The 24,038-nt window shown below is 70.9% G+C and carries 17 protein-coding genes and 1 pseudogene; 11 read left to right on the top strand and 7 right to left on the bottom strand.

Features of this window, described 5'->3' with window-relative positions:
- Positions 1-24: 24 nt before the first annotated feature.
- The 7 genes and pseudogenes from ACIOHP_RS29215 to ACIOHP_RS29185 all read left to right on the top strand — a co-directional run.
- Positions 25-243 (top strand): hypothetical protein, encoded by a 219-nt coding sequence (locus ACIOHP_RS29215; protein ID WP_401892107.1) that lies wholly within the window; start codon positions 25-27, stop codon positions 241-243.
- Positions 244-273: 30 nt separating this feature from the next.
- Entirely contained in the window at positions 274-1,785 is a 1,512-nt protein-coding gene (locus ACIOHP_RS29210; protein ID WP_401892106.1) for an MFS transporter, read from the top strand.
- A gap of 549 nt (positions 1,786-2,334) precedes the next feature.
- Positions 2,335-3,573, top strand: coding sequence for a glucuronoxylanase (locus ACIOHP_RS29205; RefSeq protein ID WP_401892105.1), 1,239 nt, complete (start codon positions 2,335-2,337; stop codon positions 3,571-3,573).
- Positions 3,574-3,987: 414 nt separating this feature from the next.
- A complete protein-coding gene (locus ACIOHP_RS29200; protein WP_401892103.1) occupies positions 3,988-5,178 on the top strand; it encodes a glutamate--cysteine ligase in 1,191 nt (396 codons plus the stop codon).
- Positions 5,179-5,324: 146 nt separating this feature from the next.
- A complete protein-coding gene (locus ACIOHP_RS29195) occupies positions 5,325-7,109 on the top strand; it encodes an N-acetylglutaminylglutamine amidotransferase (RefSeq protein WP_401892102.1) in 1,785 nt (594 codons plus the stop codon).
- Positions 7,082-9,193 (top strand): S9 family peptidase, encoded by a 2,112-nt coding sequence (locus ACIOHP_RS29190; protein ID WP_401892100.1) that lies wholly within the window; start codon positions 7,082-7,084, stop codon positions 9,191-9,193. Before ACIOHP_RS29195 ends, ACIOHP_RS29190 begins: the two co-directional genes overlap by 28 nt.
- A 30-nt stretch (positions 9,194-9,223) precedes the next feature.
- Positions 9,224-9,400: pseudogene (locus tag ACIOHP_RS29185) on the top strand (aminoacid decarboxylase); the annotation flags it as partial.
- Positions 9,401-9,536: 136 nt separating this feature from the next.
- On the opposite strand, the gene katG reads toward ACIOHP_RS29185, so the two are convergent.
- The gene (katG, locus tag ACIOHP_RS29180) at positions 9,537-11,729 is read right to left on the bottom strand and encodes a catalase/peroxidase HPI (RefSeq protein WP_401892098.1); all 2,193 of its coding nucleotides are present in this window, start codon (positions 11,727-11,729) and stop codon (positions 9,537-9,539) included.
- Positions 11,730-12,065: 336 nt separating this feature from the next.
- Between katG and ACIOHP_RS29175 the strand changes: the two genes are divergently transcribed.
- Both ACIOHP_RS29175 and ACIOHP_RS29170 read left to right on the top strand, forming a co-directional pair.
- A complete protein-coding gene (locus ACIOHP_RS29175; protein WP_401892097.1) occupies positions 12,066-13,211 on the top strand; it encodes a Vms1/Ankzf1 family peptidyl-tRNA hydrolase in 1,146 nt (381 codons plus the stop codon).
- 485 nt (positions 13,212-13,696) lie between these two features.
- Positions 13,697-14,530, top strand: a complete 834-nt coding sequence (locus ACIOHP_RS29170; protein WP_401892095.1) for a PIG-L family deacetylase — start codon at positions 13,697-13,699, stop codon at positions 14,528-14,530.
- A 287-nt stretch (positions 14,531-14,817) separates the two neighbouring features.
- Here the strand turns inward: ACIOHP_RS29170 and ACIOHP_RS29165 are convergent, their stop codons facing one another.
- A complete protein-coding gene (locus tag ACIOHP_RS29165; protein WP_401892093.1) occupies positions 14,818-15,831 on the bottom strand; it encodes a hypothetical protein in 1,014 nt (337 codons plus the stop codon).
- 214 nt (positions 15,832-16,045) lie between these two features.
- Positions 16,046-19,873 (bottom strand): hypothetical protein, encoded by a 3,828-nt coding sequence (locus tag ACIOHP_RS29160; RefSeq protein WP_401892092.1) that lies wholly within the window; start codon positions 19,871-19,873, stop codon positions 16,046-16,048.
- 266 nt (positions 19,874-20,139) lie between these two features.
- On the opposite strand from ACIOHP_RS29160, the gene ACIOHP_RS29155 reads away from it, so the two are divergent.
- The gene (locus ACIOHP_RS29155; RefSeq protein WP_401892090.1) at positions 20,140-20,958 is read left to right on the top strand and encodes an NPP1 family protein; all 819 of its coding nucleotides are present in this window, start codon (positions 20,140-20,142) and stop codon (positions 20,956-20,958) included.
- A 149-nt stretch (positions 20,959-21,107) separates the two neighbouring features.
- Here the strand turns inward: ACIOHP_RS29155 and ACIOHP_RS29150 are convergent, their stop codons facing one another.
- Together ACIOHP_RS29150 and ACIOHP_RS29145 are read right to left on the bottom strand one after the other, a co-directional pair.
- Positions 21,108-21,665 carry a hypothetical protein gene (locus ACIOHP_RS29150; RefSeq protein WP_401892089.1) on the bottom strand — a complete coding sequence of 186 codons (558 nt, stop codon included), beginning with the start codon at positions 21,663-21,665 and terminating at the stop codon, positions 21,108-21,110.
- Between the two features lie 74 nt (positions 21,666-21,739).
- On the bottom strand, positions 21,740-22,114 hold the full coding sequence (locus ACIOHP_RS29145; RefSeq protein ID WP_401892087.1) for a hypothetical protein: 375 nt from the start codon (positions 22,112-22,114) through the stop codon (positions 21,740-21,742).
- Between the two features lie 287 nt (positions 22,115-22,401).
- Here ACIOHP_RS29145 and ACIOHP_RS29140 point away from each other — a divergent pair, with 287 nt between their 5' ends.
- Complete coding sequence (locus ACIOHP_RS29140) at positions 22,402-22,869, top strand: DUF5709 domain-containing protein (protein ID WP_401892412.1); 468 nt, start codon at positions 22,402-22,404, stop codon at positions 22,867-22,869.
- A gap of 14 nt (positions 22,870-22,883) precedes the next feature.
- On the opposite strand, the gene ACIOHP_RS29135 is transcribed toward ACIOHP_RS29140, so the two are convergent.
- Positions 22,884-23,438: a hypothetical protein gene (locus ACIOHP_RS29135; RefSeq protein ID WP_401892086.1), complete on the bottom strand. Its 555-nt coding sequence runs from the start codon at positions 23,436-23,438 to the stop codon at positions 22,884-22,886.
- A 66-nt stretch (positions 23,439-23,504) separates the two neighbouring features.
- Complete coding sequence (locus ACIOHP_RS29130; protein ID WP_401892084.1) at positions 23,505-24,032, bottom strand: hypothetical protein; 528 nt, start codon at positions 24,030-24,032, stop codon at positions 23,505-23,507.
- Positions 24,033-24,038: the final 6 nt, after the last annotated feature.

The following is a 24,038-nucleotide window of genomic DNA, read 5'->3' as shown; positions in this document are numbered from 1 at the left end:
CGGCCACTGATCAGCCGTAGCGCCATGGCCCTGGCCGCTGCCGTGCTCGCCGTCGGCGGCCTTGCCACCACGGCCCAGGCAGCTCCGGCCGCGACGGCAAGCAGCGGTGCTCCGACCTTGGTGGACGTCTACGTCTGGGCCACCGACGTCGGTCTGCGCCGGCTGCGTCCACGGTCCGTCCTACGCCGGTCGGTGGCCGGTCGGGTGTGGCCCGGGTCCTGGAAGGGAACCTGTCCAGCCTGATCGTGGCGCGGCGGAAGGAACCTTGTGGCGGTGTCTGACTCGGCGGCGAACGGACCGCGCGCGGGCGGGGCCGAGGACGGGTACGTTCCGGATCCCAACCGGTGGCATGCGCTGTGGGTCACCCTCGTCGCGGGGTTCATGAGCCTGCTCGACGTGACGATCGTGGCGGTGGCTCTGCCCACCGTCCAGCGTGAGCTGGGCGCCACCCCCGCCCAGGTGCAGTGGGTGGTCTCCGGGTACGCGCTCTCGTTCGCCCTGGCCCTGGTCACCGCCGGGCGGCTCGGCGACGCGCTCGACCGGCGCCGCATCTTCCTGCTGGCGCTGAGCGGGTTCACCCTTTTCAGCGCGGCGTGCGGTGCAGCCCCGAGCATCGTCTTGCTGGTGGCGGCCCGGCTCGCCCAGGGGCTTGCTGCCGGTTTCATGGCCCCGCAGAACTCCGCCCTCATCCAGCAGATGTTCCGCGGCGCCGAACGCGGCCGCGCCTTCGGCTTCTTCGGCGCCACCGTGGGCATCTCCTCCGCCGCCGGGCCCCTCACCGGCGGCGCCATCCTCGCACTCGCCGACGGCTCCGACGGCTGGCGGTGGATCTTCTTCGTCAACGTGCCGATCGGTGTCCTCGCTGTCCTGCTCGGTCTGCGCCTGCTGCCACGCGTCGAGCGCTCCGGACGCGGGTCGGTGGACGTCGCCGGTATCGCGCTGCTCGGCCTGGGCGTGCTGGCGGTCATGTACCCGCTGGTGCAGGCGGACGCCGGTGGCATCGGAGGCTTGTGGCGGCTCTTCCCGGTGGGCGCGGTGCTGCTCGCGCTCTTCATCCGGCGTCAGTTCCGCCTGGTCGCTCGTGATGCCCAGCCCTTGCTGGATCCGCGCCTGTTCACCACCGTGCGGGGCTACGCGGTCGGTGCGGGCGTCGGCACCCTGTACTTCATCGGGTTCAGTGGGGTGTGGCTCGTCTTCGCGCTCTTCTACCAGGGTGGGCTCGACTTCACTCCGTTGGAGTCCGGCCTTGCGGTCACCCCCTTCGCCCTCGGCTCCGCCGCCGCGGCGGTGGTGGCGGGCCGACTCGTGGACCGTTTCGGTCGCCTGCTGACGGTGTGCGGGCTGAGCGCCGTCATCCTCGGTATGGGTGGCGCCGCGCTGTTGCTGTGGCTTGTGACAGACGATGTGGCGCCCTGGGTCGCTGCCCCGGCCTTGTTCATCGCGGGCATCGGCGGGGGCTTCGTGGTCTCCCCGAACATCACCATGACCTTGCGGGACGTGCCCGTCCGCATGGCGGGAGCTGCGGGCGGCGCCCTGCAGACCGGTCAGCGTCTCGGGGCGGCCGTGGGCACCGCGGCTCTGCCCGGCATCTACTACCTCGTCCTGGGCGGCACCGATCACTACCGCACGGCACTGGTCACCGCGCTCGGCGTGGCCCTCGTCGGCATGGCCGCCTCGCTGGCACTGGCCACCGCCGACTGGCTGCGCGACCGTGGTGGCGATGCTTCGGGCCGCCACTGCCCGGACGAGGTCGCCAACAGTCCTGTCCACTCCCGGCAGGGCTGAACTGGTCGACCCTGCGTCCCGATCGCGGCACGGCATCCGGGAGTTCTGACAGGTGGCCCAACACAGGGCCTCCGGACGGCGGGCGGCACACCACCCTCGTCCGGGCGCGTTCGTACCCGGGGCAGTGCTGGTCAGGCGGTCCTGTTCGTTGCGGGCCACGGCGGCGTAGTGCCACCGGTAGCTGGCGGGCCGGTCGCCCGGTCCGGAGTCGGCGCGTCGAGGGGCTTGACCTCGGTGATGGGCATCGTTAACTTTCGTCAGGTCCGCCACTTGGACATCGTTCAGGATGTCGAACAACATGGGTGCCCCGGTGAGCCGCTGAGCGGGTATCGGGGCGACGGCCAGTACTGCTTTCCGTCATAACGGCACGTGTGCAGTCATCTACGCGTATGGGAGCGCTCCCATATCGCCCGTACCGGTGGAGGCCGGCGACGGCCTCGAAGGTCCGGAGCAGAACCTGCGGCCAACGGAGGAGACATGGCACAGAGTCGGACAGAGCCCGCCAGCGGGGAGCGGAGATCGCCGAGCCGGAGGACCGTCCTGGCCACGATGGGGGCCCTCCCTGTCCTCCCCGCCACGGCGTCGGCCGCACGAGCCTCCGATGCCGGGACCGCGCTGGTCGCCGCCACGGCGGTCATCGATCCGTCCGCGACCCGGCAGACCATCCGTGGCTTCGGCGGGATGACCCACTCGGCCTGGATCGGCGACCTCACGGCGGCTCAGCGGGACATGGCGTTCGGGACCGGCGACGGACAGCTGGGGTTCACTGTGCTGAGGATCCCCGTGCCCGAGGACCGGGCGGCATGGAACCGCGATCTGGCGACAGCGCAGCGTGCGGTCGAACGAGGGGCCGCCGTCATCGCCTCACCGTGGAACCCGCCCGCCTCCATGGTCGAGACCTTCGTCCGCGGCAGCCAGACCGACGCCCGGCGTCTCCGGTACGACATGTACGGCGCCTACGCCCAGCACCTGAACGATTTCACCACCTACCTCCGGAACAACGGAGTCAATCTGTACGGCATATCAGTGCAGAACGAGCCCGATTACGCGCATGACTGGACCTGGTGGACCCCCGCCGAAATGGTCCGGTTCCTGCGCGAGAACGCCGGCTCCATCGGCACCAGGGTCATCGCGCCGGAGTCCTTCCAGTACCTGAAGAACATGTCGGACCCGATCCTCAACGACCCGGTTGCGCTCGCCAACGTGGACGTCATAGGGGCCCACCTCTACGGCACGCCGTTCGCGAACTTCCCATACCCCCTCTTCAAGCAGAAGGGGGCGGGCAAGGAACTCTGGATGACCGAGGTCTACTACCCCAACAGCAGTGATTCGGCGGACCTCTGGCCCCAGGCGCTCGACGTCGGGGAGCACATGCACCGGGCGATGGTGGACGCCGAGTTCCAGGCCTACATCTGGTGGTACATCCGGCGCAGCTACGGCCCCATGCGCGAGGACGGCAAGATCAGCAAGCGCGGCGCCTGCATGGCGCACTTCGCCAGGTTCGTCCGGCCCGGGTACGTGCGGGTCTCGGCGACGGCGAATCCGGCGACGAACGTCTACGTCTCCGCGTACCGTGGCGCAGGTTCCACGGTCGTCGTCGCCATCAACAAGGGATCCGCTGCGGTGAGCCAGCAGTTCACCCTGGCGAACACCTCCGGTTCCAGTGTCGCTTCGTGGCTGACCGACGCGAGCAGAAACGTCGCGTCTCAGGGCACGAGCGGCGTGACGAACGGCTCCTTCACCGTCTCGCTGCCAGCGCGAAGCGTGATGACGCTCGTGGTCCGCTGAACCACTCTCTGCGGAGCCACAGCTGCTGGTGCGGCGGCTGTCGGAGGACTGGTGTGCGCCCCGCTGACGGGTTTCACGCCAGGCCCGAGCAGCGGGCCGACGTCCGGCGACGCGGGGCCGCCTCGCCCTGAGGGGCGCGGCGGCCCCGCCGCGTTCGCCGGATCGGACGCGCAACAGTTGGCCTGCGGTGCCGGGATTCACTGCCCTCCGCGCGCAGGAAACGGCCGCCCAGCGCCCGACGAAGACGACAATCCGTCGCTCATTTGTGAGGCATATATACCAGATGGGCGCGAAAGGGTGCTTAGTCATCGCCGCTCTGGGCACTTGGAGATCGTCATCACAGCCGCCGCGTCCGCCCCTCGAGGGCACGTTTGCAGGGACGTGGGGAGTTCGGGTCAGACCGCTAGGAGTGACGTGAACGTACACATCGGAGTGGAGGAGGAGTTCCATCTCCTGGAGGTGGAGAGCGGGCTGCTCGTACCGCGGGCCGAACAGGTCCTGCGACGGCTTCCCGGGCGGGGCTTCACCGCGGAACTGCACCGGTCCAGCGTGGAGGCGAACAGCGGGGTGCACGCCTCGCTGGACAGCCTGTACACCGACCTCTCGCACACCAGACGCCGACTTGACGCGGCCGCCTCCTCGCTGGGACTGGCCGTGGTGGCCGCGGGGACGGCTCCACTGGCGCCCGCCGCCTGCGGTCCCCCCACCGCCGACGCGCGCTACCGCCGTATGGTCGAGGAGTACCGCCGGGTGGCCGACGAGCAGCTCATCTGCGGCGCGCAGGTCCACGTGGACGTACCCGACCGCGACACGGCGGTGCGCCTCATGTGCCCGATCTCGCCGTGGCTGCCGGTGCTGCTGGCACTGTCCGCCAGTTCGCCCTTCTGGCAGGGGGCCGACACCGGCTATGCCAGCTGGCGCACGCTGGTGTGGCAGCGCTGGCCGAGCGCGGGTCCGGCGGGTTGCTACCCCGGCGCGGCCGAGTACGAAGCCGCCGTCGACGAACTCGTCCAGGCCGGGATCATCAGCGATCCGGGGATGATCTACTACGACGTACGGCCCTCCGCCCATCTGCCCACGCTGGAACTGCGCATCTGCGACGCCTGTCCGCGCGCGGAGACCGTCGTTCTCATCGCCGGGCTGTTCCGTGCCCTGGTGACCGACGCCGGCGACCGTCTGGCGGCCGGCCTGGTGGCGTGCGACGGCCACCACGAGTGGTTGCGAGGCGCCTCCTGGCGAGCCGCGCGATCCGGGCTGGAGGGGACGTTGGTGGACCCCGAGACGCGTCGGGAGGCATCCGCCGCACAAGTCGTGCGCAAGCTTCTCGCTCGTCTGCGTCCCGCGCTCGAAGCCCACGGCGACTGGCAGACCGTCAACGCGCTGACCAGGAGGGTTCTGGCCGAAGGCAGCGCTGCTCGGCGTATCCGTCACGTGGCCCAGGAAGAGGACCTGCTGGCCTGTGTCGATGTGCTGATCGCTGAAACCCGCGGCGAACGCAGGGACCGTCGCACCCCACCCCGCGGCCGCAGGAAGACCCTGCCCGCCACCACGGGCCCCGCGGTCGCCTCCACCGTCTCCGGGGCGCCGGAGGTCATCGCCCGCTGATCCGCGCCGCCACGTGCGGCCTTCCCCGATGTGACAGAAGAGGTTTCCATGTCCAGCCATCCCGTCCGGGTCGCGGTCCGCAGCCGCGGCCCGGAGGTCTCCTACCGGAGCGTGACCGACGAGGTACGCAAGGGAGGTGGCGCCGCATGTGCGGGCTGAGCGGTGAGATCCGCTTCGACGGTCGGCGCCCCGACCTCGCGGCCGTCGAGCGCATGAGCGACAGGCTTGCCCCCCGTGGACCCGACGGGCACGGGACCTGGACTGGGGGAGCGGTGGCGCTGGGACACCGACGCCTCAAGATCATCGACCTGTCGGACCTCGGGGCGCAGCCGATGACCGACACCGACGGCGAGCTCACCGGCGTTTTCAACGGCTGTGTCTACAACTACCGCGAGCTGCGTGAAGAGCTCCAACGCCTCGGCCACCGCTTCGCCTCCCATTCCGACACCGAGGTGGTTCTCAAGGCTTACCGCCAGTGGGGCACCGCGTGCGTCGAGCGCTTCTACGGCATGTTCGCCTTCGCCCTCGTCGAGCACCGCACCGGCCGCGTCGTACTGGCCCGCGACCGCCTCGGCATCAAGCCGCTGTATCTGGCAGCCGCGCCGGGCCGGCTGCGGTTCGCCTCGTCGCTGCCCGCCCTTCTCGCCGCCGGGGACGTCGACACCACCCTCGATCCGGTGGCCGTCCACCAGTACCTGACCTGGCACGCCACGGTCGCGGCGCCGCACACCGTCCTCAACGGCGTGCGCAAGCTGCCGTCGGCCACCGTGCGTGTCGTCGAACCCGACGGCTCCCACCGCGACCACCGCTACTGGCAGCCCTCGTACACGCGCCGGGCCGAGTACGCGGACATGGGTCCCGACGAGTGGCGGGACGCGGTACTGGAGGCCCTGCGCACGGCCGTGCGCCGCCGGATGGTCTCCGACGTGCCCGTCGGCGTCCTGCTCTCCGGCGGCCTGGACTCCAGCCTGATCGTGGCGCTGCTGGCCGAGGAGGGGCAGCGGGATCTGATGACGTTCAGTGTCGGATTCGAGGCCGAGGGCGGGGAGGAGGGCGACGAGTTCCGGTACTCGGACCTGGTGGCCCGCGAGTTCCGTACCGACCACCGCCGGATGATGGTTCCCTCCCAGCGGGTGTCGACCGCCTTGGACGACACTGTCGCCGCGATGAGCGAACCGATGATCAGCCATGACGTGGTCGCCTTCCACCTGCTGTCCGAGCAGGTCTCGCGCGAGGTGAAGGTCGTACAGAGCGGGCAGGGCGCGGACGAGGTGTTCGCCGGATACCACTGGTATCCGGAGCTCGCCGCGGTGGCGCGCGAGGAGGAACCCGACCGGTACGCCGAGGTCTACTTCGACCGTTCGCATGCCGACCTCGCACGCATTCTGGAGCCCGACATGCTGCCTGCCGACGACGTCTCGGGCCGCTTCGTCAGGGAACACATGGCGCTCCCCGGGGCACAGACCGCCCTGGACGCCGCGCTGCGGCTGGACACCCATGTCATGCTCGTCGACGACCCCGTGAAGCGGGTCGACAACATGACCATGGCCTGGGGCCTGGAGGCCCGGGTGCCCTTCCTCGACCATGAACTGGTGGAGCTGGCCGCGGCCTGCCCGCCGGAGCTCAAACTCGCCGACGACGGCAAGGGCGTACTGAAGGAGGCGGGCCGCAAGCTGCTGCCGAGTCAAATCGTCGACCGTCCCAAGGGCTACTTTCCCGTCCCCGCCATCAGGCAGATGGCGGGCCCCGTCCTGGACCGGGTGCGCGAGGCGCTCGAAGCACCGGAGGCGAAGAAGCGCGGGCTGTTCCAGGAGTCGTACGTGGCCGAACTCCTCGCGGCACCCGACGAACACCGGACCAAGCGGGGGGCCAACGCCCTGTGGCAGGTGGCTCTGCTGGAGATATGGCTGCAGACGCACGGAATCCAGTGACCGGCCGCCCGCTCACGCCGACCGTGCGGACAGCGCCACCGGGCCACCGTGCCGCCCCCGTCCCGGTGCCGCTGCCCGACGCCACAGGCCCCCGCGACGCCATCACGCGGCTGCACGCGCACGGGTGCTGGTACCCCTCCGCCGACCCCGACGGCGCCCAGGCGGCCTTCATCTGCGACCGGGGCGGCAGTCCGCAACTGTGGGCCGGCCCCGTCGACGGCGAGGAGGTCCGACTGCTCGACTCCACCCCGGACCCGGTCACCGAGGTCTCCTGGTCACCGGACGGCCGCTGGATCGCCTACACCATCGCACCCGGCGGCGGCGAACACACCCGGGTGCTGTGCGTACGGCCCGACGGCACCGGCCGGCGCATCCTGGCGGGCGCCGACCCGGCCACCTCCGCCTATCTCGGCTGCTGGGCGCACGACGGAACGGCCGTCGCGGTCACCCTCTCGGCACCGGCCGCCCGCGGCCACGGCACACGGCGTCCCGGCCCGCCCGACCTGGCCGGCAGGGACACCGGCGCGACGCTCCCGGGCGCGGTCACGGACGACGGCGGGCCCGGGACCGCTGCGCCGGGCACGTCGGCCCCCGCCCTGGCGCCACGCATCGCCCGGGCGGGTGGCGGGCTGTCGTCCTATCTGGTCGATCCGGACGGCCTCATGTCCCCCGTGCTGCTGGCCACGGAGACCAACGCCGCGACGCTGCGGGTGTGCGATCTCAGCCCCGACGGCTCTCTGGCGCTGTTGCGCCGCGGACCGCGCGGGCGCCGGGAGGCGGTTCTCCGGCGTCTGGACGACGCGACGACGACCTCCACCCTGCCGGTCGCCGACGGTGATCCGTGGATCGGCCGGTTCTCCCCGGACGGGCGCACGCTATGGCTGCGCAGCGACGCCGACCGTGAGTACGCGGCGCTGTTCGCCCTCGTGCTCGACGCCGACGGCGTACCGTACGGCCGCACGGTGGTGGCGGAGCGCGAGGGCAGCGGTCTGGAACTGCTGTCGCTGGGCCACGACGGCCGCACCGCCGTGCTGACCTGGAACGTCCGGGGCGCGAGCGAACTCGAACTTGTCGAGACCTTCCCCGCACGCCCCGTCCCGGACATCATCGGATTGGCGCGGCCCGTGCCTCTCCCGCATGAGGTCGTCACACGGATCGTCCCCGCCGGAGCAGGACGGCTGCTGCTGGCCCTGTCCGGCTCGCCGCGCCGCCCAGGCGTGTGGTGGGCCCACGAAGGGGTGTCGCTGCTGCGCACCCCGTGGTCCGCCCGCGATGAGGACACCGTCCCGCCCGGCCGCCCACCCGTACGCCCCGTCCCCCTGCGGCCGGCGGCGCGCGACGGCCTGCTTCTCGGCGGCTGGTACCACCGGGCGCCGGGGCGCGCCCCGAGCGAACCGGCCCCCTGCGTCCTGTATCTGCACGGTGGCCCGGAGGAGCAGGAACGCCCGGTGTTCAACCCGCTCTACCACGAGCTGATCAGCCGCGGGCTGGACGTCTTCGCCCCCGATGTGCGCGGTTCCGCCGGGCACGGCAGGTCGTTCGTCGACGCCGACCTCGGCGCGGGGCGCTTCGCCGCGCTGGACGACGTCGCGGACTGCGCTGCCCACCTTGTCGGGGCCGGTCTGGCGGACCCGACCCGGCTGGCCGTGATGGGGCACTCGTACGGCGGCTATCTGACCTTCGCCTCGCTCGTGTGGCACCCGGATCTGTTCCGCACCGGCGTCGCCGTCTGCGGCATGTCCGACCTTCTGAGCTTCTTCGCCGGTACCGAGCCATGGATCGCCGAGTCGGCCGCACACAAGTACGGCGACCCCGCAAGCGACCAGGCGTTGCTGCGTGCCCTGTCGCCGATGAACCGCATCGACGCGCTGCGTGTCCCCGTACTCGCCGTCCACGGCGAACACGACACGAACGTCCCACCGGGGGAGTCCGAACAGTTCGTCCGGGCCGCGCGCGAACGCGGCGTCCCCGCCGAACTCCTCGTCGTGCGCGACGAGGGTCACGAGTTCCGGCGGGCGGACAACCGGCGCCTGTTCCGCCGGACAGCGGCCGACTGGATGGAACGGCATCTCGGCGGGCTCTGAACCAACGGCGTACGCGACGCCGACCCGCGCGTGGCCGAGATCGTCGACCTCGACGACCGCCGTCAGTCGCAGGGCGTGCTGGGCCAGGCTCAGGAGCTGATGGCGGACGCTGTCGGCGCAGAGCACTCGTTCTTCTCCACCTGCGACAGCTCGCTGTCGGTCAAGACCGCCATGCTCGCCGTGGCCGGTCCCGGCGAGAAGCTCTTGCGGTGGTGCGGCGCCGACGGTCGGGCAGCCAGGCGTACCCCTTGGCGAGGAGGGCGAGTGCGCGCTCGATGAGAGGGTCCCGGGGCCCATCGGCCAAGAGCTCAGGGACTCCTGACCGAGGGGCCCTGGACTTCACTCAGCGGCGGACGTCGTACCGGTCGAGGTTCATCACCTTGTCCCACGCGGCGGCGAAGTCCCGTACGAACTTCGCGTCGGCGTCACGGGAGGCGTAGACCTCGCTGAGGGCGCGGAGTTGGGCGTGCGAGCCGAAGACGAGGTCGGCGGCGGTCGCGGTCCACTTCACCTCGCCCGTGTCCCGGTCCCGGCCTTCGTACACGTTCTCGTCCGTGGCCGACGTGGACCATTGCGTGCGCATGTCGAGGAGGTTGATGAAGAAGTCGTTGGTCAGAACCTGGGGCCGGTCGGTGAGAGCGCCGTGTGCGGAGCCCTTGTAGGCGGTGTTGAGGGCTCGCATGCCGCCGATCAGGACGGTCATTTCGGGGGCGGTCAGGTCCAGCATGTTCGCACGGTCGAGCAGGAGCGTTTCGGGGGAGAGCTTCTCACCCGCCTTGAGGTAGTTGCGGAACCCGTCCGCCCTGGGTTCGAGTACGGCGAACGCCTCCACGTCGGTCTGTTCCTGGGTGGCGTCCGTGCGCCCCGGCGTGAAGGGGACGGTCAGCTCGTGCCCGGCGTCGGCTGCGGCCTTCTCGATGGCCGCGCAGCCGCCCAGGACGATCAGATCGGCGAGGGACACCCGCTTCTGGCCGGTCTGTGAGCCGTTGTAGTCCTGCTGGATCCGCTCGAGTGCGCTTACGGTGTCGGTCACCGCGGGGACGTCGTTGACCTCCCAGTCCTTCTGCGGCGCGAGCCGGATCCGTGCCCCGTTGGCGCCGCCGCGCTTGTCGGTGCCGCGGAATCCGGCGGCCGAGGCCCAGGCGGTGGTGACGAGCTGGGAGACGGACAGGCCGGAGGCGAGGATGGTTCCCTTGAGAGCGGCGACGTCCGTGTCGGTGACCAGGTCGTGCTCGACCGGGGGGACCGGGTCCTGCCACAGCTGCGGCTCGGGAATCCACGGGCCGAGATAGCGCGAGCGGGGGCCCATGTCGCGGTGCAGGAGCTTGAACCACGCCTTGGCGAAGGCCAGCGCGAACTGGTCCGGGTTCTCGTGGAAGCGCTTGGCGATCGGCCCGTAGACCGGGTCCATCTTCAGCGCGAGATCCGTCGTCAGCATGATGGGGGCGTGCCGCCTGGACGGATCATGAGCATCGGGCACCCTGTCCCGGGCGGAGGGGTCGGTGGGAGTCCACTGGTGGGCACCGGCCGGGCTCGTCGTGAGTTCCCAGTCGTAGCCGAACAGGTTGTCCAGGAACCCGTTGTCCCACTTCGTCGGCTCGTGCGTCCATGCCCCTTCGAGCCCGCTGGTGAGCGCGTCGCCGCCGACTCCACTGCCGCAGGTGTTTCGCCAGCCCAGGCCCTGCTGCTCGATGGGGGCGGCTTCGGGCTCGGGCCCGATACAGCTGGGGTCGACCGCCCCGTGGCACTTGCCGAACGTGTGGCCGCCGGCGATGAGCGCCACCGTCTCCTCGTCGTTCATCGCCATCCGCCCGAACGTCTCACGGATGTCTGTGGCGGCAGCCAGCGGATCCGGGGTGCCGTTGGGGCCTTCCGGGTTGACGTAGATCAGCCCCATCTGAACGGCGCCGAACGGACCGGCGAGTTCCCGGTCCCCGCTGTAACGCTCATCCCCGAGCCAGGTGTCCTCGGGCCCCCAGAAGATCTCCTCGGGTTCCCACTGGTCCTCCCGCCCGAAGCCGAACCCGAACGTCTTGAACCCCATGGACTCCATGGCACAGTTCCCGGCGAAGACCAGGAGGTCCGCCCAGGAGATCTTCTGCCCGTACTTCTGCTTGACCGGCCACAGCAGACGGCGCGCCTTGTCCAGGCTCGCGTTGTCCGGCCAGCTGTTCAGGGGAGCGAACCGCTGCGCGCCGCTGCCGCCACCGCCCCGGCCGTCCGCCGTCCGGTACGTTCCCGCGGAATGCCAGCTCATACGGATGAAGAGCGGACCGTAGTGGCCGTAGTCGGCCGGCCACCAGTCCTGCGATGTGGTCATCACCTCGAAGACATCGCGCTTCAGCGCTTCCACGTCGAGGGTCGCGAACTCCTTGGCGTAGTCGAAGCCCTCGTCCATCGGATTCGAGCGCGATGAATGCTGATGGAGGATCTGAAGGTCCAGCTGATTCGGCCACCAGTCCCGGTTCGTCCGCGGCCGACTCGCCGTGGGGGTGGGGGAGGGGATTGCCGGATTCTCGCTTTCACTGCCGGACATGCGCGCACCGTGCTTCCTGGTCGAATGTGTCCCTTTTGCTGGTTGTTGCTCCCGACGTTGTTCGCTTTGCGGGAGCCGGGCAATCCGACACGCACACGGAGGGCGCCATGGCGCCCACACGATGGAAACCCCGGCCCGCACCATCACCTTGCAGACGGGCACACGCGCAGCCGCTTACGGTCGGCGGCTGCTTCCCACGGTTGCCGCTGCTCCCTGCGGGATGCCAGGGGCACGCGCATACGACGGCTATCGGCCGTGATCCAAGTGGCCTGACACGTGTCTTGCGTCGGCCGTCGGGCACCCGGCGACAGAACGGGGGCAAGTGAGGAGGAACGTATGCAGCTGTCATTCCTGGAACCGCTCTTCGACCGCCCCGGCCCGTGGGCCACCGTCTACTTCGACCCCGCTCAGAACGACGAGTCGGGGGCCAAGCGGCGCGAGCTGTCCGTGCGGGAAGTGTGCCGGATCCTGGAGGAAGAGGGCGCTGACGCGGCCACCACCCAAGCGGTGCGCGACACCCTGATGAACCTCGGCCCCGCAGAGGACCCGGCGGGCCGAGTGATCTTCGCCGCCGCAGGAGAAGTGGTGCTCAGCCATCGTCTTTCCCGGCCCCCGCAGAACCAGATCGCCTGCTGGGCCCCGCTGCCCCGCCTGACGCCTCTGCTGGAGCTGTCCGGCCAGGACCCCGTCTGCCTCGTGGCGTACGTCGACCGGACCGGCGCGGACTTCGAACTGCGCGGGGCGGCCGGGCGGCACGACGCCGGGCAGGTGGAGGGCCGGCAGTGGCCGGTTCACCGCACGGCCAGGGCGGACTGGTCCGAGCGGCACTTCCAGCTCAAGGTCGAGAACACCTGGGAGCACAACGCCGGGGAGATAGCCGAAGCGCTGAGCTCGGCGTACGAGGAATCCGGCGCCGATCTGGTCGTCCTGGTCGGCGACCCCCGCGTACGGCCGGCCGTACGCGAAAGGCTTCCCGACGCCGTCCGCCACGTCACGGTGCAGACCGAGCACGGCGGCCGCGCCGCAGGCTCATCCTCCCCCGCGCTGGAAGAGGGCATCGAGCAGGCCCGGCGGCAGTACACCCGTCGCCGCGCCGAGGAGGCGCTCGACCGCTTCCGCGCCGGACGCGTGGGCACCGACAGGCCGACGGACGCGGTGGAGGGAGTTCCGGCCCTGGCCGAAGCCGCCCGGGAGCACCGCATCGACACGCTGCTCGTCCGGCCCGACGGGGCGGACCTGGCCCGCGAGGCATGGGTGGGCGGCGAACCCGACCAGGTGGCGGTGCGCCGGAACGACGCGCGGACCCTGGGGCAGGCTGATCCGGTCCCCGTACGGGCCGACGACGCGCTGCTGCGGGCGGCAGCCGTCACCGCCGCCGACGTACTGATCGTTCCTCCTGCCGACGGGGACGGTACGGACGATCTTCCGGCAGGCGGCCTCGGCGCACTGCTGCGCTGGACGTACGAGCCGACCGCCGTCTGACGACGGCGCTCCGTCACGGTGCAGGTCAGCGACGAGGAGAACCGGCTCCTCTCGCTCCCGGCCGGTGTCTGCCCGCCGTGACGCCCGGTGCGGCCCGACGATCGGAGACCTTCCGCCGGATTCCGGTGGCCGGCGGAACCGGCGGGCCGCGGGATCGCACCTGTGCGGACGGGTGCTCGCCACGGGCGCCCGAGTCGTGTGCCTCACAAGCTGGCCGGCCGCGCCTCGCCGCCCTCGAGCCGAGCGAACCCGACCGCCAAGACTCGGGCGTTTCCCCTTGCACGGCGGGAACAGCCGAGTCGGCCGGCACTGTTGCACCAGCTGAGGGACCGGCATCGCGTGGGCGGGGATCAGGGAGGAACTGGTCCGCTCCGACGCGGTCCGGCCCCCGGTCCGTGGTAAGCCCGGTCACTCGATATCTGCGTGCCCTCATGTGCGCCTGCCGCGGACTCGGACCGAGGCTTCTCACACAGGAGGACTGTTTTATGAACGACCGGCCGTTGACGCTCATGGCGGTGCACGCACACCCCGACGATGAGGCAACCGGGACGGGCGGTGTTCTCGCGCGGTACGCGGCGGAGGGCGTGCGCACGGTCCTCGTGACGTGTACCGACGGCGGATGCGGTGACGGGCCGGGGGGTGTCAAGCCCGGCGATCCCGGGCATGATCCGGCGGCCATAGCCCTGATGCGGCGTCAGGAACTCGAGGCAAGCTGCGACATCCTGAAGATCAGTCATCTGGAGATGCTGGACTACGCCGACTCCGGAATGATGGGCTGGCCGACCAACGACGCCGACGAATCCTTCTGGCAGACACCCGTCGAGGTGGGCGCCGCCCGGCTCGCGGAACTCTTTCGGCGCTACCGACCCGATGTGGTCGTCACCTATGACGAGAACGGCTTCTACGGCCACCCCGACCACATCCAGGCCCACCGCATCACGATGGCGGCGCTGGCGATGACCGGGCTGGCATCGAAGGTGTACTGGACGACGGCGCCCCGTTCGATGATGCAGCGGTTCGGGGAGGCCATGCGTGAGTTCGGTGCGGACGTACCCGAGCCGGATTCCGCCGAGGCCGAAGCCATGGCCGAGATCGGACTCCCCGACGAGGAGATCACCACCTGGGTGGACACCACCGCGTTCGGCGGCCAGAAGTTCGACGCCCTGGCCGCGCACGCCAGCCAGGGCGAGAACATCTTCTTCCTCAAGATGGGCCAGGAGAGGTTCACCGAGTTGATGGGCGTCGAGACCTTCGTACGCGTCCAGGACACCACCGGGGCGGCCCTGCCCGAGAACGACCTCTTCGCCGGCCTGCGCTGACCTGCCTCCCTTGAGGCCGTCAAGAGATGACGGTCCGTGCTGCTCGGCTGCGCGTGCTCGCACGTCCGCAGGCGAGCAGCACTCATCGTCCTGTTCACCGCCACCGCCGTGGAGGTGGCGGGTGTCTCGTACAGGGCGATGAAACGGGCCCCCGGCACTCCCGCTCGGTGTAAGGGCCATCGGTCGGGAAAAGCCGCTGACCGATGGCGAGGACGCTGGGGAAGGCCAGCAAGCGGTACTCGTCGACCAGACCCGCCGCCATCAGCCGGCACGATGAGATTCCAGCCTCAGGTCGCGGAGTTGTTTGCGGTGGCTGCGAGTCGTGGCGAAAGGCGAGTCGACCGCAGGCGGTCGTAGAGGGCCGCGAAGGCGGTGGCCGTGAGCGGGAAGGTCAGGGCGGCGGCTGTGAGGATGCCGATGATGACGGGCGCGAGGATGCCGGCGTAGTACGCGGCGAAGAAGTTGCCCGTTGCCTCTTCGAGGAGGTCGCGCAGGAACGGGCGGACCGGCAGCGCCAGTTGTGTGGTGAGCCGGATGACGGTGGCGGTCAGTGCGGCCAGTGGCAGTGCGATCGCGAGGACGCGGATCGCGCCCGCACGCGTTCGTGTGGTCAGCGTCCAGGAGTGACGCAGGGCCTCACGCGGTCTCAGGCCGGAGGCCGCTGCGGCGGGCGCGAGGGCCAGCGCGAGGCGGGCCAGCACGGCGACGCATAGGGCGACGGCCGGAGAGGCCGAGACGAGTGTGTAGGGCCATGATCCGCGGGCCAGGGGCAGTGGAGTGTCGAGCAGATTGCTGGTCAGATGACGCGTCAGCTCGAAGGCGAGCAGCGGCGGGGTCCACACGATCAGGCCGCGCAGCACGTATACGGCGAGGATCGGTCGCAGTCGGGCGCTCGCCGTCGTAGCTGACCGGTCGGACTGTGGGGACGCCTGAGCTTCTGCTGTGACCGTTCGGGAGCACACACTCTGCAGGGCCGCGCTGCCCACTCCGAGCAGCAGCAGGTAGAGGGGGAGAGTTGTCAGGGCGACCAGTCCCAGATCGGAGTGGTCGTGCGAGTAGGGGTCCTCGAGCTGGTGGTAGCGGATGCGTTCGCTTCGCATGTGGGTGAACAGGGGCCAGGAGAGGGCGAAGACCGTGACTGTCGTCAGGAGCCCGGCGAGCGCGGTCAGGCTGACGACGCGTACCGTCGCGGCCGTGAGAGTGCTCCGGTGGTGCAGCAGAACGGCGAACGTGGCGGCCGCGACGCCGCGTTGTGTCCCCCCGAGCGACGAAGGAGCGGTGCTGTTGTGCTGTGGGGGCATGGAGCAGCCTTCTGTGCGGGCGGGTGCGTTCTCACGAGGACGCTGAGCGGACCGGGTGCGGTTCTTCGCTCGTCGGCGGTGAGCAGGAAACAGCCGGCTCCTGACGTTGTTCTCGCCGGCCTGTGTCGAGCCTGAGCGGTCGGCCACCCCGGAGTGGACGGCGGTGGCGCCCGGACAGGAGCGACAGACGCAGGGGCCTCCAGGCCCTGTAGCCCTACAGGGCCTGCCCGCACACCCTCCTGTACGCCACCTCCGGCACATACGTCCGCCACTGCTCCCGCGAGAGGTTCGCCCCCTTGCCCGCCCGGGCGCACACCTGGGTGGCCGCACGTTCGGGGTCGACCGCGTACCGCTGGAGGGGGACATGGGCGCTGGCCGCGTACAGGGTGCCGCTGTCGGCGCTGAAGGCGAGCGAGTCGATCACCTCGCCCGGGGTGGTCAGCGGGACGCCCAGGGGCTGTTGGGTGGCGATGTCCCAGAGCTGGAGTGTGCCCGCGGTGCCCCCGACGGCCAGGGTCGCGCCGTCCGGGCTGACCGCCAGCGCGCTCACCGCTTCCGGGACCTCGCCCAAGGGAGCGCGGAAGACGTTGCGCAGAATGCCCGTACGGTGCTTCAACTCCCCGTCCCACAGGGCGACCCGTCCGGTCAGGTCGCCCGCCGCGAGGCGTGAACCGTCGGCTGCGAAGGCGAGTGCGCTGATCCGTTCGCCCTGGACGAGCCCCTTGCCGGTGACCTTCCCCGCGCGCAGATCCGCGGTGCGGTTGTCGCCGACGAGGAGGCCGCCGTCGGGGTGGATGGCCAGGTGGGTGCTGGTCAGGCCGGTGAGGGCGGTCGTGCGGCGGCCGGTTGTGGTGTTCCACGCCTCGTCGACCGGTTTGCCGGGGGCGGGCAGGCGGGCCGCGTAGAGGGGGCCGCCGCCCGGTCCCAACGCCAGGGCGGCCACGGGGGCGGCGGACTCGGGCGTCGCGAGTTCCAGGGCGGCCTGGAGCCGGTCACGGGTCAGGTCCCAGACCGTGAAGCGCTGGGGGGACACCTCCCGGCCGGGCGCCGAGACCCCGTACGAGAGTGCCCTGCCGTCGGGGCTGAACGCGAGGAGAGCCGCCGTGTGTGCCGGGATCGCCGGACCGGAGGGGGCGGCCGGCACGGGCGGGGGCGGGGCGGGGAGCGTGCGCAGGAGGCGGCCGTCGGAGGTGGCCCGGAGTTCGAAACGGTAGCGGGCGCCGACGATTCGGGCGGTCGCGTAGGTCCGGCCGTCCGGGCTGATGCGTACGGCCGACATCGGGTGCGCGCGCCAGGTCGGCGTGACCGCCATGCCCAGTTCCAGGCAGTGGACGGCGCCTCCTTCCAGGTAGCGCAGGGCGGTCCGACGGGTGGGGTCCCAGGAAAAGCCGTACAGGTGCTGGTTGTTGACGGGGTGGCGGAACACGGGGGCCGCGGGGTCCGACAGGCGCCACACCCGGATCTCCGCGCCGGCGTCGGTTGCCAGGAAGGTGCCGTCCGGGGTGAACGCGGCCTGTTGCGCGCCCGGTTCGTCGAGGCGGGCGACTTCGCGGGCGGACGTCGTGTCCCATACCGTCACACCGGACGCCGAGAGCGCGGCGAGCCGGGCGCCGTCGGCGCCGAACACGAGGGCTGTTGCCTGCGCCTCGGCGCACAGGCCGCGGGCCCGTTCCCAGGGGCCGGGGCGGGTGCGATGGTCGGCGGTGTCCCAGACCCGCGGGGACCCGCCCGCCGGGCAGACGGTGACCATTCGGCCGTCCGCGCTCACGGCCGGAGTGACCGGGCCGTGCGCCACCCGGCCCCCGAACAGCTCGCCGCCGCCGGTGAGGGACCGCAGACTCACCCGGCCGTCGCCGGTGCCGCTCACGACGTATCCGCCCTCCGCGACGTCGATGACGGAGGCGGCGGGGAGAGGGCGCGGGCCGCCGGTCCAGCGGCCGGTGGCCGTGTCCCACAGACGGATGCCGTCGGCCCCGGCGACCGCGAGGACCCGGGCGTCGGGGCCGGCCGCGAGCACCTCGCCGGCGGGGAGTCGCCCGGAAGCGGTGCGGCGGCCCGTGACCACGTCCCAGGTCCGCCAGGTACGACGCTCGACACTGAGCAGGGTCCGGCCGGAGTCGGCGAGGAAACGCTTCGGGTCGTCGCCCGGCGCCGGGTCGGTGAAGACGGCGTGTTCCACCTGGGCGAGAGACCCGAGCAGCGCCCGGCGGGCCTCCGGCAGCGGCGAGACGCGCCAGGCGGCGACGCCCAGCAGCATCGCGGTGCGCGGATCGGTCGTCCGCGTCGCGTCGGCGAGGTCGGCGATCCGGCGCGCGGCAGTGTCGGCGCGATGCCGTGTGTTGTCGACGCCCAGGTGCCAGGCGGCCACCCCGCCCATCAGGGCCATCGCCAGCAGGGCGGACAGCGCGCCGACGAGACCTCGGGTACGCCGGGCGGTACGGGCGGCGGCCCGGACCTGCGCCGCGCGGGCCGCGAGCGCCGCGTCGAGGAACTCCCGCTCGGGCGGGGTGAGACGGCCCTGTTCCCCGGTCGGTTCACCGGCGAACAAGGCCTCGGCGCGGGCCAGCCTGCTGCCCCGGATCAGCGCACCCGGGTCTCGGTCGTGGTCCAGCCAGAGCCGGGTCTCCTCGGCCAGCCGCCGGTGGTGGCACAGCCACTCGCGGTCCTCCTCGATCCAGTCGCGCAGCCTCGGCCAGCAGGTGATCAGGGCTTCGTGGGCGAGCTGGACGCCGTCCTCGTCGGCGGTGAGGAGCCGGGCCCGGGCCAGGCGTTCCACCACCACGGGCACATGGCCGTCGGTCGACTCGGCCAGTTCGGCCCGCGTCAGCGGGCGCCGGGTGTCGGCGCCGCCCTGCCCAGGTTCGACCATCCGCAGCAACAACTGACGGGCGCTGCGAGCCTGTTCGGGGGTCAACTGCCCGTACACCTGCTCCGCGCTCGCCGCGATCGCCCCGCGCACCCCGCCTGCCGCCTCGTACGCGGCCAGCGTCAGCAGCCGGCCCCGGCGCCGCCGCCAGGTCTCCAGCAGCACATGCGACAGCATCGGCAGCGCGCCCGGCCGGCCGAGGACCTCCTCGACGATCCGCGCGGTAAGTTCCCGCTCGACCAGGAGCCCGACGGCCGCCGCCGGCCGGGTCACCGCCTCCCGCAGCTCGTCCGCCGTCATCGCCCCGACCAGCAGCCCGGCACCGTCGAGCGCGCCCGCGAGTTCCCGCCGCTCGGCGCAGCGGGCGTAGAAGTCGGCCCGTACGGACACGAGTACACGCAACCGGCTGTCCGGGTTCCGGGCGGCCAGCAGCAGGTCGATGAACCGGGTCCGCTCGGCGCGGTCGTGGCAGAGGGTGAAGACCTCCTCGAACTGGTCGACGACGACCCAGCTCTCCGGGTCTCCCTCCTTCGGCACCAGCAGGTGCCCGTACGCCTCGGCGGGCCGTTCCCCGGGGGTGAACACCCGCACCTCGACAGGCGCGCCAGAGGAGTCCGGGGCGTCCGGCGAGCCGGGGGAGTCTGCCGCGACAGGGCCCTCCTGGTCGGAGTTGCGTCCCCGGTCGGCGCCCTCCTGCCGGAGGCGGGGTATCAGCCCGGCCCGCAGCAGCGACGACTTCCCGCTCCCCGACGCCCCGAACACCATCGCGAACCTGTGCTCGCGCACCAACCGCAGAAGCTCGCCGACCAGGTCGTCCCGCCCGAAGAACAACTCCCGGTCGTCCGAATCGAAGGGCGCCAGCCCCCGGTAGGGCGCCGCGGCCGCCCCGGTCTCGTCGCGGGCGGTGGACGCGGCCTCCGCCTCGGCGTCCTTCCAGCGCGGTTCCCACTCACCAGGGTCGGCCCCGCACGCCCGCACATACCCATGGACCACCGTGAGAGACGGCAGCCGTTCCCCGCGCGCCGCCTCGGACAGCGTCGCCGCGGAGAACCCGGCCGCCTCGGCCATCCGCCGGTACGAGGGTCCGCCCGCCGTGCGTCGCAGTTCCCGCAGCTCATGGGCGAACCGCTGCACCGGACCGGCCTGCGGGTCCACAGGTCTCTCGGGACGCCCCATGAGCTTCACCCTCCCCATCCCCGTACCGCACGGGAGTCACCTCACAGTCACATCACTGGGGTAAACGGGTCATGCGCCATACCTGTTCACAACGAAAACAACCGAAAACAGTCGGAGTGACGAATGCGAACTCCGGACGACGGAATTGAACGGCCTGATGAAAGGGGTGCCAGTCAACTTTCCGGCTGCCAGTCTCGGTCCCGCCACGCCGGACGACGGCACGACCGAGCCGTGTTCCCGGCACGACCAAGTGGAGAGCACCCGCAATGTTCAAGGCATCCACGCACCACCGCAGAACGTCCCGTCTCGGCCGAGCGGCACTCGTCGCGCTCAGCGCCGGCGCGCTGACCGTCGGTGTCTCGACGAGCGCGTCCGCCGCCATCCTGACCCCGCTGCCGTGGAACGCGAGCACCTTCCAGAACAAGTACATGCCGCTCTTCGACTACGACTCGGACAGCTGCTTCCCCGCGGCGGCTGTCGACGCGAGCGGAAAGCTCAACGGCGGTCTGGACAACACCGGGACGATCACCGGCGGCTGCCGGACCAACCACCTCGGCAAGGCCAACACGTACTCGCAGAGCTGGTGCAAGGACGGCTGGTGCGCGTACGTCTACGCGCTCTACTTCGAGAAGGACCAGACGCTGAACGGCGCCGACGCCTTCGGTCACCGTCACGACTGGGAGTCCGTCGTGGTCTTCCAGAAGCAGGGCGAGGAGAGCCCCCGCTTCCTGTCCGCCTCCCGGCACGGCGGCTACAGCACCCACCCGATCAACGAGGTGCCGATGGGCAGGCTGAACGGCGAGTCGAGCTACAACCGCGTCGAGATCGTCTACCACAAGGACGGCGCGAGCACGCACGCGTTCCGCTTCGCCAAATGGGGCGAGGCCCCGGTGGCCTGGGGCGACGGAGGCTGGGACCGCCCGGCCCTGGTCACCATGGAGAACATGGACAAGACACCGCGCGACCAGCTGTGGAACTCCACGTGGGGCAAGGCCAACTTCCCGCTGACCGGCAACCTCCAGAGCAACATCAACAAGGCCCGGAACGCCGACAGCCGGGCCGCGGCCGCCATCCCCGCGTTCTGACGCGCGAGTACACACGGGCCTGCGGCCTGACGCAGTCACCTTTCCGCAGGCCGCCCTGAGCAGCCGCCGGTGGGACCAGCTCCCCGCCCGTCCCACCGGCGGCACCCACTCGTCCGTCTTCATCCAGCACCAGCGGGTGGGTGATCACCTCACTTCCCGAGCTCCGTGAAGCCGTGTTCCACCGTGGTGGTGACCCGTACCAGGGACGGTGTGCGTGGGGTGGAACCGAAACCGAACCGGACCGGTGGCTCGACGCGGGCGAGGCGGCCGAGCGGTTCGCCGTCGTAGGTGGCGGTGGCCGTCGTGATCAGGTGAAGGTCGTGGGCGCCGTACCACTCACGCCGTCCGGCCCGCGCGCGCCCGTGCGTGCGGACGCCCAGGAACAGCCGAGCCGGGACACCGACGGCCGTGGCCCACATCGGACGGGCCGCCAGGGAACGGGGCACGGCACGCAGCAGAAGTGCCAGCGCGCTTCGCCGACCGGTGGTGAAGCGCAGCTGTACGGGTCCCGCGACGACGGTCCAGGTGCCGTCCCTGACGGTCACCTCGACCGGCACCACCCGAACGTCGTCGAAGACATAGGTGTCGGCGATGAAGCGAGCTGTCTGCCGCGACGGAGCGAACAACACCCGGTGTCCGTCCGCGCGTTCGAGCATCACGTCGCTGAACGCCCCGAACGGTGACCGCGCCCAGTGCCCGAGCACCACGCGGGTTCCGCAGGAGGTCCCGATCCCCGCGATCCAACCCTCGAACCGGACCCGTCCAGGCCCGCCGCCCGCTCTCACCGGGCCGCCGTACGGTGACCGCGCAGCCGGCCGCAACGCCACCAGGCGACGAGCCCGCCGGCCTGCATCGCCGCCTCCAGCAAGGAGGCCGGACGGATGCGGCCCCGAGGCACGTACGCCACGTCGACGGCCGGCAAAGAGGCAGCCGTGCCCACCGCCGTGCGGCGCGTCCAGGCCAGGCCCCCCTGTGGGGACGGAGTGCGCGGCAGCACCCACCCGGACACGGCGAGCAGGCCCGCTGTCGTCCGCCGCAGCCACTCCTCCGACTCGGGGCGGAAGACCCACTCGAAACTGCGCAGATGCAGCAACGGCCAACCTCCACCGACCAGATCGAACAGGCCCTGTGACCGGGCGGTGAGAAGCGGGTTCATCGATCTCCTCCGGGTGGGACGGGCGGATCGGCAGGGGCACACACCCAGGCGCACGGGTCGTACACCGTCCGAGCAGTGAACCAGGGGCTCCGCACGGAGCTCGGGAAGGCCGGCCGCGAGTGTCACAGTCCGAGGAGTCCTCGCGCCGGGACACGTCCAACCGGCCGGCTGCTGTGGCCCCGAGCCTGCGCACCGCCATGGGGGCGCTCGCCGCGCCTCCATGTGTCGTGTGCCGGGTACTCGGTACTCCGTACCCACAGATGATCAGAGACGTCCCGGAGGCGATGATGAGTGATGAGGACATGGCGGATGACGTCTACCAGCCCACGGGCGGCAACGAGGAACAGGAGGACGCGAACCCGCTGGACCTCCAGGACGCGGTGGACGAGCGCACTTACGACGATCAGTTGGACGAGGGCTATTCGCCGCCGGAGAGGCCTTTGGGCGTGACCAAAACGGGCACGACGGCGGCCGAGCAGTACGAGGGCGAGTCGTTGGATGACCGCCTGCGCCAGGAGGTCCCCGACGTCGAGGCACCGATGGGGGACGAGATCGGTGACCTGCCCGACGGGGAGGGCGAACCCCTCGACCCGGAGGCCGGGACTGAGCGCGCCGGCCGCCTGGTGGCCCCGGACGAAGGCGTACGGGAGGACACAACGAAGGAACTCGTCGCTGAGGATGAGGGCATCGACGGGGGAGCGGCAGGCGCGGAAGAGGCCGCGATGCACGTCGTACCGGAGGACCGGCTGCCGTAGCCGACACCCCTGGATCAACCGCGCTGCCAGATTCCGAACGGCAAGGTGGCGCCGTACTTGAGGAGTGTGCTGTCGGGGCCGGTCAGATCGGTGTATGTCTGGTCCAGGAACTGCCTGAGGCCCGGGCGGGCGGTGGTGCGCCAGGCCCAGAGGAAGTCGATGACGTCGTCGGGCCGTTCCTCCGGGAACTCGTAGTCGTCGATAGGGACGCAGAATCGCTGCCGGAAGACCTCGCCGGTACGGACATCCTTGATGTCGCCCTCGATCCACACAATCCCCTGGAAGAGCAGCAGGGCGTTGATGTACTCGATGAGCGCCGTGATGTTGCGGCCATGGACCGGCTTTCCGTTGCGGGCGAGCACGGAATGGTAGAAGTACGGAAAGAGGTGCGGGACGTCGCGCCGCTTCGTCGGGTCGCGGTCTCCCTCCTTCCAGTGGGACGACCCTTCCGGCGGCAGCATGCTGGCCGCGGAGGAGGGTGGGGGATAGGCACGGTCCGTGGCTGATGGGCGGCCGTAGAGCTGTACGTACAGGTCCGTGCCGTCCTTGGCGGATCTACGCGAGGCCATGACTCTGTGCTCCTAGCGGGTGTTGAGGGCTCCTCGGAGAGAGCCGTCGAGGATGGGATCTCCGGTTCAATGGGCCAGGCTGAGGGCCAGCAGCAGGCCGCCCTCCGTGGGATGGAAGGGCCGGCCACCGAACTGCGCGACGCATGCGCGGCCGTCGGGGCCGGACGTCTCGGCGATTGTGAACAGCTGACTGGCGAACCAGTTGCGGACCGCCTCACTGTCGAAGCTGAACATCGTGCCCATCTGGTTGCTGCTGAAGATCACCGATGCCTCGCCGGTCTCCCGGTGGACCAGGCACAGGTATGTGCCCGAGTTCAAGGCGAGGTTGCGGGCGTTGACCCAGTGCAATACGTCGTTGTGGCGGGCGGCGGGGATCTCGGTGGCGACGCCCGCGGTGAGGCGCAGCCACCACGGCTGCTGTCCCTGGACCGGGTCGGCCCACACCAGTCCCAGCCCACCGTCGTGGACGAAGGAGAACTCGATGTCGTCGGCCGGTGACCCGCCCCCGGCCTTCAGTGATCCCGGGTAACGCACTTCCGCGAGGTCGGCGAGGAAGCCGATCAGTTGACGCTGCTGGTCGGTGCCCAGGTCCATGGTGAC

Origin of the sequence: Streptomyces sp. NPDC087859 (assembly GCF_044742595.1) — a bacterium.
In the GTDB taxonomy this organism is placed as follows: domain Bacteria; phylum Actinomycetota; class Actinomycetes; order Streptomycetales; family Streptomycetaceae; genus Streptomyces; species Streptomyces canus_F.
The sequence above is the reverse complement of the archived record's forward strand: the minus strand, read 5'-3'. Positions and strand labels throughout refer to the sequence as shown.